9 protein-coding genes are annotated in these 8,099 nt (G+C 65.6%); 6 read left to right on the top strand and 3 right to left on the bottom strand.

Annotated elements, in window-relative coordinates:
* The 4 genes from gatB to ACI2KK_RS01100 all read left to right on the top strand — a co-directional run.
* Positions 1-902: Asp-tRNA(Asn)/Glu-tRNA(Gln) amidotransferase subunit GatB (gene gatB / locus ACI2KK_RS01115; RefSeq protein ID WP_404667570.1), on the top strand; the 902-nt coding region annotated here is incomplete at its 5' end.
* 131 nt (positions 903-1,033) lie between these two features.
* The gene (locus ACI2KK_RS01110; protein ID WP_404667569.1) at positions 1,034-1,408 is read left to right on the top strand and encodes a septal ring lytic transglycosylase RlpA family protein; all 375 of its coding nucleotides are present in this window, start codon (positions 1,034-1,036) and stop codon (positions 1,406-1,408) included.
* Between the two features lie 62 nt (positions 1,409-1,470).
* Positions 1,471-2,514: a calcium/sodium antiporter gene (locus ACI2KK_RS01105; RefSeq protein WP_404667591.1), complete on the top strand. Its 1,044-nt coding sequence runs from the start codon at positions 1,471-1,473 to the stop codon at positions 2,512-2,514.
* Between the two features lie 9 nt (positions 2,515-2,523).
* Positions 2,524-2,898, top strand: coding sequence for a carboxymuconolactone decarboxylase family protein (locus ACI2KK_RS01100; RefSeq protein WP_404667568.1), 375 nt, complete (start codon positions 2,524-2,526; stop codon positions 2,896-2,898).
* A gap of 84 nt (positions 2,899-2,982) precedes the next feature.
* Here ACI2KK_RS01100 and ACI2KK_RS01095 read toward each other — a convergent pair whose 3' ends face one another.
* Together ACI2KK_RS01095 and ACI2KK_RS01090 are read right to left on the bottom strand one after the other, a co-directional pair.
* Positions 2,983-4,341, bottom strand: a complete 1,359-nt coding sequence (locus tag ACI2KK_RS01095; RefSeq protein WP_404667567.1) for an amino acid permease — start codon at positions 4,339-4,341, stop codon at positions 2,983-2,985.
* A gap of 51 nt (positions 4,342-4,392) precedes the next feature.
* Positions 4,393-5,334: an AEC family transporter gene (locus ACI2KK_RS01090; protein ID WP_404667566.1), complete on the bottom strand. Its 942-nt coding sequence runs from the start codon at positions 5,332-5,334 to the stop codon at positions 4,393-4,395.
* A gap of 185 nt (positions 5,335-5,519) precedes the next feature.
* Between ACI2KK_RS01090 and ACI2KK_RS01085 the strand changes: the two genes are divergently transcribed.
* Together ACI2KK_RS01085 and ACI2KK_RS01080 are read left to right on the top strand one after the other, a co-directional pair.
* Complete coding sequence (locus ACI2KK_RS01085; protein ID WP_404667565.1) at positions 5,520-7,154, top strand: phospholipase; 1,635 nt, start codon at positions 5,520-5,522, stop codon at positions 7,152-7,154.
* Positions 7,155-7,168: 14 nt separating this feature from the next.
* Entirely contained in the window at positions 7,169-7,354 is a 186-nt protein-coding gene (locus ACI2KK_RS01080) for a hypothetical protein (protein WP_369987953.1), read from the top strand.
* A 184-nt stretch (positions 7,355-7,538) separates the two neighbouring features.
* Here the strand turns inward: ACI2KK_RS01080 and ACI2KK_RS01075 are convergent, their stop codons facing one another.
* The gene (locus ACI2KK_RS01075) at positions 7,539-8,099 is read right to left on the bottom strand and encodes a response regulator transcription factor (protein ID WP_217840181.1); all 561 of its coding nucleotides are present in this window, start codon (positions 8,097-8,099) and stop codon (positions 7,539-7,541) included.

Here is an 8,099-nt window from a genome sequence, read left to right as displayed (position 1 = left end):
TCTGCGACGGCAACATGGCCGAAGGCTCGCTGCGTTGCGACTGCAACGTGTCGATCCGCCCGAAAGGCCAGGTCGAGTTCGGCACCCGCTGCGAGATCAAGAACGTCAACTCGTTCCGCTTCATCGAGCGCGCCATCAACAGCGAGATCCAGCGCCAGATCGACCTGATCGAGGACGGCGGCAAGGTGGTGCAGGAAACCCGCCTGTACGACCCGAACAAGGACGAGACCCGCTCCATGCGCAGCAAGGAGGAAGCCAACGACTACCGTTACTTCCCCGACCCGGACCTGCTGCCGGTGGTCATCGAGCCGGCCTTCCTCGACAGCGTGCGCGCCTCGCTGCCCGAGCTGCCCACGCAAAAGGTCGAGCGCTTCCAGAGCCAGTACGGCCTGTCGGCCTACGACGCCAACGTGCTGGCTTCCAGCCGCGAACAGGCCGAGTACTTCGAGCAGGTGGTCGCCATTGGTGGCGACGCCAAGCTTGCCGCCAACTGGGTCATGGTCGAGCTGGGCAGCCTGCTGAACAAGCTGGGCGTGGAGATCGACCAGTCGCCGGTCAGCGCCGAGCACCTGGGTGGCATGCTGCTGCGCATCCGTGACAACACCATCAGCGGCAAGATTGCCAAGACCGTGTTCGAGAAGATGGCCGCCGGCGAAGGCACAGCCGACCAGGTGATCGAAGCCAACGGCCTCAAGCAGGTGACCGACACCGGCGCCATCGAGAAGGTGCTGGATGAAATGCTCGCCGCCAACGCCGAGCAGGTCGAACAGTACCGCGCCGCCGACGAGGCCAAGCGCGGCAAGATGTTCGGCTTCTTCGTCGGCCAGGCGATGAAGGCCTCCAAAGGCAAGGCCAACCCGGGGCAAGTGAACCAATTGCTCAAGGCCAAGCTCGAAGGGTGATCCCAGGAAACGCGGCGAGGGCTTCGCCCTCGTTCGCGGGTGAACCCGCTCCCACAGGTGCAGCGATATGCCTGTGGGAGCGGGTTTACCCGCGAAGGGCCGCGCAGCGGCCCCATGGCGGAGCTTTCAAATTGCACAAGTACCTCCTCACCACCCTCACCCTCTTCTCCCTGCTGGCCGGCTGCGCCAGCCATGACATCGACCCCCGCGGCTACGACCAAAGCGGTACCGCCTCCTACTACGGCGCCCGCCACCACGGCAAACGCACCGCCAGTGGCGAACCCTTCAACCAGCATGGCCTCACCGCCGCCCACCGCAGCCTGCCCTTCGGCACCCGCGTGCTGGTCACCAACCTCAGCAACCAGCAAAGCGTGGTGGTCCGCATCAACGACCGCGGCCCGCATACCCGTGGCCGGCTGATCGACCTGTCACGGGCTGCCGCAGAAAAAATCGGCATGCTCCGTAGCGGAACGGCGCGCGTGCGGGTACAAGGTCTGAGCGACTGACCTGACTGGAGCCCTTCGCCATTTTCGACCTGGCCACCCTCCCCACCTTCAGCCTCCTGCAACTGGCCGCAGGCCTGCTGCTGCTGATCATCGGCGCCGAACTGCTGGTGCGCGCGGCGCTGCGCCTGGCCACCCGCCTGCACGTGCGTCCGCTGATCATCGGCCTGAGCCTGGTAGCCTTCGGCAGTACCGCGCCGCAACTGACCGTGAGCCTGCAGGCCGCCTACCAGGGCGCGCCGGACGTGGCCGTGGGCAGCGTGGTCGGCAGCAACATCTTCAACGTGCTGGTGATTCTCGGCCTGGCCGCGCTGATCATCCCGTTGCGGGTATCCCGCCAACTGGTGCGTCTGGACATCCCGCTGATGATCGGCGCCAGCGCGCTGGTCTATGCACTGGCCGGCAACGGCCTGCTGGGGCGCTTCGAAGGCGCCGTGCTGCTGCTGGGCCTGCTGGGCTACCTGCTGATGCTCTGGCACCAGTCGCGCCACTACGCCCGCACCTACCCCCATGCACAGGCCGCACACACCAGCGCCTGGCGCTTCTGGGGCGCAACCTTGCTGCAGACCTTGCTGGGGTTTGGCCTGCTGAGCCTGGCCGGGCACCTGCTGCTGGAGGCCGCTGTAGAGGTGGCCACCGACCTGGGGTTGTCGGAGCGCATCATCGGCCTGACCGTGGTGGCGGTGTGCACCTCGCTGCCGGAGCTGGCCGCCGCGCTGCTCGCCGCCCTGCGCGGCGAGCGGGAAATCGCCGTGGGCACGGTGATCGGCAGCAACCTGTTCAACCTGCTGGCTGTGTTGGGGCTGACCGCGCTGATCACCCCCGAGCCGCTGTCGATCTCGCCCAACGCCCTGGCTTTCGACCTGCCTGTAATGCTCGGTGTCGCCGCGCTGTGCCTGCCGGTGTTCTACTCCGGCTACCGCGTCACCCGCGCCGAAGGCCTGGTATTCCTCTGCCTGTACCTGGCCTACGGCCTGCACGTGGTGACCTTCACCACCGGCCTGCCGCTGGCCGGGCGCCTCGAACGACTGATGCTGTTCTACGTACTGCCGGTGCTGGGCCTTGTGCTGCTGTACACGACGGTCCGCGCCTGGCGCCGCCAACACTGAGGATTTGACATGACTGACGAGAAAAAAGCCGGCGAACAGATTCGCCGCCAGGTGATGGGTGATGCGTTCGTCGACCGCGCACTGGGCAACGCCACCGACTTCACCCAACCGCTGCAGGACTTCGTCAACGAGCACGCCTGGGGTAGCGTCTGGGCCCGCGACGGGCTGCCATTGAAAACCCGCAGCCTGATCACCCTGGCCACCCTGACCGCGCTCAAGTGCCCGCAAGAGCTCAAGGGGCACGTGCGCGGGGCGCTGAACAACGGCTGCACGGTGGAGGAGATCCGCGAAGCGCTGCTGCACTGCGCGGTGTATGCCGGGGTGCCGGCGGCGATCGATGCATTCCGTGCGGCGCAGGAAGTGATCGACAGCTACCAGGGCTGATGGCCCTATCGCCGGCAAGCCGGCTCCTACAGGCGCTTGTGTAGGAGCCGGCTCGCCGGCGATGAGGCCATCAGCAACAGCACATCACTGCCCCTGGCGCTTCTTCTTCAATTTGAACGCCACCCACAGCACGCCAATCCACAGCGGAATCAGCATCACCGAAATGCGGATCGGCGGCGTCAGGTACATCACAACCAGAATCAGCGCGATGAATGCCAGGCACAGGTAGTTGCTGACCGGGTGCCCCCAGCTGCGGTAGAACGGCGTGATGCCGGCCGCCAGCTTGGCCTTGCGGAACTTCAGGTGAGTGATGCTGATGCTCGCCCAGTTGATCACCAGTGCCGACACCGCCAGCGCCATCAGCAGGCCGAAGGCCTCACCCGGCATCAGGTAGTTGATCACCACGCACAGGCCAGTGGCGAAGGCCGACACGCCCAGGGCGGTCAGCGGCACCCCGCGGCGGCTGACTTTCAACAGTTGGCGGGGCGCATCCCCCTGCGAGGCCAGGCCGAACAGCATGCGGCTGTTGGCGTACACGCAGCTGTTGTACACCGACAGCGCGGCAGTCAGCACCACCACGTTGAGGATGGTCGCCACCAGGTCGCTGTCCAGCTCGTGGAAGATCATCACGAACGGGCTGCCGCCCTGCACCACCTTCTGCCACGGGTACAGCGACAGCAGCACCGCCAGGGCGCCGATGTAGAAGATCAGGATGCGGTACACCACCTGGTTGGTGGCCTTGGGGATGCTCTCACGCGGGTTGGCCGCCTCGGCGGCGGTAATGCCCACCAGTTCCAGGCCGCCAAAGCTGAACATGATCACCGCCAGTGCCATCACCAGCCCGGTGATGCCATTGGGGAAGAAGCCGCCGTACTGCCACAGGTTGGCGACGCTGGCATCCGGGCCGCCGTGGCCGCTGCCCAGCAGCCAGGCGCCGAAGCCGATCATGCTGACGATGGCCACCACCTTGATCAGGGCAAACCAGAACTCCAGTTCGCCGTACACCTTCACCTGGGTCAGGTTGATGGCGTTGATCACCACGAAGAAGATCGCCGCCGTGGCCCAGGTGGGGAAGTCCGGCCACCAGTACTTGACGTAAATACCCACGGCGGTGAGCTCGGCCATGCCGACCAGCACGTACACCACCCAGTAGTTCCAGCCCGAGACAAAGCCTGCGAACTCGCTCCAGTACTGGTGGGCAAAGTGGCTGAAGCTGCCGGCGACCGGCTCCTCGACCACCATTTCGCCAAGCTGGCGCATGATCAGGAAGGCCATCAGGCCGGCGACCGCATAGCCCAGCAGCACCGAAGGGCCGGCCAACTGGATGGTCTGGGCGATGCCCAGGAACAGCCCGGTGCCGATGGCACCACCCAGCGCGATCAGCTGGATATGGCGGTTCTTCAGCCCGCGCTGCAAGCGCTCGGGCGTGCTCTGGTCTTGCATGAAGTGTCCTTTAGGTGTGGCAGTGTCATTTATTGTTAGTGCAGCGAGGCTCTAGATCCAGCCGCCCCACTGCAAGACGAAAATTCCGATATTGGTGGTGATGGCTGCCATCAGCGTGGTGATCACGATGATCGATGCCGCCAGCTCGTGGTTGCCGTTGGCGGCCCGCGCCATCACGTAGCTGGCCGCCGCCGTGGGGCTGCCGATGTACAAGAACAGGATGCCCAGCTCGGCGCCCCTGAAGCCGCACAGCCAGGCGCCCAGGGTGCCCAGCAGCGGCAGCCAGACCATCTTCACCAGGCTCACGTCCACCGCCAGCTTGCCGCTGTCGCGCAAGGCCGCCAGCGACAGGGTGCCGCCGATGCAGATCAGCGCCAGCGGCAGGGTCATCTGCGCCAGGTAGTCGCCAGAGGTGAGCAGCCAGTTGGGCAGCGGCACCTGGCCGTAGGCCATGGGCGTTGCGGCCAGCACGCTGAGGATCAACGGGTTGCTGAAGATGTTCTTGCAGATGCTCCACGGGTCGGACTTGAGGTTCGGGCTGTACACCGCCAGCACCACCGCCGACAGCGAGTTGTACAGTAGGATCACCAGGCCCGCGAGCACCGCCCCCAGCGAGATGCCGTAGTCGCCGTACAGGCTGGCCGCCAGGGCCAGGCCGATCACCCCGTTGTTGCCGCGAAACGCGCCCTGGGTGTAGATGCCGCGGTCGGCCAGCGGGCTGCGCCAGATGGCCATGCCCCAGGACAGGGCAAAGCCCACCAGGGTGGCGATGATGAAGTAGAAGATCACCCCAGGTTTGACCGCCGCGGCCAGGTCAGCGTGGTAGATGCCGAGGAACAGCAGCGCCGGCATGCACACGTTGAACACCAGTGACGAAGCGACCTTGCTGAAATTGTCGTCGATCAGACCGATGCGCCTGAGCAGTACGCCCATGAACAGCATGGCGAACACGGGGGCCGTGATGTTCAGTGTCTGGATAAGAAGGGCGAGCATGCCGCGCGATCCTGAGGGTTGCCGTTAGGGGGCTAATCATACGTCAGTGCCAGTGCCTTGCGCCCGTCGAAGCTGCCAGTTGGCAGCAATAACCGAGCTTGACGTAGGAAATTTCCTGATTATGATGATGATTACTGTATATGCATACAGTGAAGCGGATTATCCAGACAGTGCAAGGAGCAAATATGTCAGGAATGCAGCATTCGCCTGCGGCCAACCAGGCCCAGGCCAACCTCGTGGTCGCCGACCTCGAGCAGCTGTTCGACCAGCAGGGCATCGCCCTGCCCGGCCCGGACAGCCACCTGGTACTGGTCATGCATGGCCATCACACCCTCAAGTACCACCGCTTCGACGCCCCCGCGGCCAGCCCGCAACCAGGCAAGCGCGGGCCGCAACTGTTCTTCGAAGGCGCTGAGCACACCGCCATCGGCGACAACACCCTGTTGCGCTTCGAGGCCGGCCAGCCCGGTATCCCTGCGCACCAGGCGCCCCTGCCGTTGCCCAACGGCCTGCAACTGACCTACGGCCAGGTGATCGCCCTGGGCGGCGACTTCTATGGCCTGCCGAAGCAGCCGATCGCCGACGGCGCCAACGAGGCCGAACGCATCGCACGTTTCACCCAGGCGTTCGATTCGCTGGCCCGGCTACCGGCATCCAGAGATGAAGCCGAGCAGATTCTCGCCGTCATGCAGGAAGAAATCCGCGCGGCCAACCAGGCAATCAAGGACGGGCGCCAGCCCCACGAAGCCTACGACGCCCTGGGCGACAGCCTGTCGGCGCGCTGGAACCGCATCACCGGTGGCGGCAGCTTCGTCTCCGACCTGTTCCCGCTGGGCCGCTACCTGAAGCTTGCGGCCAGCAACTGGGACCACTTCGGCCCCTGGGCGCTGCTGGCCTACCAGGCCGGCCACAGCGCCGCCCTGCGCCAGGCGCTCACCGCCCACGCCAGCGGCGCCGAACAGGACCTGCAACTGGCCTACGCGATGAATGCCTTCGCCGACCACTTCCTCACCGACCTGTTCTCTGCCGGGCACCTGCGGGTACCGCGCAAGGCGCTGGCCGACAACGTCACGCCAAGCGATGTCGGCTCGCTGATTTCGCGGTTCATGCACGATGAGGACAGCCAGTACGGCCTGGTGGTGCGCAACGCCGAAGGCGAGCAGTGGCGCGCCTATGGCGACAAGCGTTACTTCGACAGCGTCGATGTGGCCAACCGGCGCCAGGTCGCGCGCGCCGTGCAGCGCTCGGCGGATGAAGTGTTCGACGCGTTTGTGTCCGGCCACCTGCCACAGCCGGCTGACTACAGCGCCCTGCGCCTGGCCCCGGACCTGCAAGCCGCCGAGCAGGACCTGGTGCCCGGCAACTTCGCCCCGCTGTACTTCCAGCAAGGCAAGACCGTGCTGCGGCGCAAGGACGTCAACGACCTCAACGACCGCAACCGCACCGCCGACTGGTGGGGCTGGAGCACCTACCTGCTGCTCAAGGACTACCAGCCCAACACACCTGCCGGGTTTATCCCGGCGCCGGTCGGCTCACCGTCGATCAGCAGCTGGCAGCGCCAGGAGCCGGACGGCCTGAACTGGCAGCGCGGTAATGCGGTGCGTTATGCCTTCAGCATCACCCATCAGCTTGATGAGTCGTACATCGGCCCCTGGAGCGCCTATGCCGAACTGACCGAACAGTTTCACCCCACGCTGCAAGTGCCGGTGGACGGCCAGCAACGCGGGCGCAACCTGTTCCGCCAGTTCCGCGGCGGCTCGCCGGAGCTGATCGCCAGCCTGGATGGCCTGGCAACTACCTATACCGATCGCAACCCGTGACAAGGAGGTCACCGATGACTATCAGGATCGAACTGGAGCTGGCTTCGGGCCAGTCGTTGGCCGGCATGGCGCTGCAAGTGCTGCGCGATGGCCAGGTGATTGGCCAGGCCAAGGTGCCGGCGCAAGGGCCGCTGGTGCTTGAGGTGCCGGCCGGGGCCGGGCAGTTGGCGGTGCGGGCCGACCGCTCGCAGGCAAGCTAACCATTACCTGTAGGAGCCGGCTTGCCGGCGATCACCGGCAATGCCGGTGCCAGCGATGTTACCCGTGGGGGCCCTATCGCTGGCAAGCCAGCTCCTACAGGGGCAGCGCCGGCCTGGCGACAGTGGTAACCCTGTAGGAGCCGGCTTGCCGGCGCCTACAGGTCCACGGCAAACCTTGGAGATGTCAGCGCCGTACCGGGCGCTTTTGCAGTTTGCGCTGCAGGGTGCGCCGGTGCATGCCCAGCGCCCGCGCGGTGGCGGAGATGTTGCCCTCGTGCTCACCCAGTACGCGCTGGATGTGCTCCCACTGCAAACGGTCCACCGACATCGGGTTCTCTGGCACCAGGGTGTCCAGGTCGGTGTGCTCCGACAGCAATGCCGCCAGTACGTCATCTGCGTCAGCCGGTTTGCACAGGTAGTTGCAGGCGCCGCGCTTGACCGCCTCCACTGCCGTGGCAATGCTCGAGTAGCCGGTCAGGATGACCACGCGCATTTCCGGGTCCAGCGCCAGCAGCTTGGGCAGCAGCACCAGGCCCGAGTCGCCTTCCATCTTCAGGTCCAGGGTGGCGTAGTCGGGCAGGTCCTGCTCGGCCAGCTTCAGGCCTTCCTCAGCCGAGCTTGCGGTGCTTACGCGGAAACCGCGGCGGCTCATGGCGCGCGCCATTACCCGGGTGAAAGTGGCGTCGTCGTCCACCAGCAACAGGTGCGGCAGTTCTTCGCCTTCGACCTGGTTTTCTTCGCTCAT

The organism is Pseudomonas sp. NPDC089406, assembly GCF_044900265.1.
GTDB lineage: Bacteria > Pseudomonadota > Gammaproteobacteria > Pseudomonadales > Pseudomonadaceae > Aquipseudomonas > Aquipseudomonas fakonensis.
This window is presented reverse-complemented; position numbering and strand designations above follow the sequence as displayed.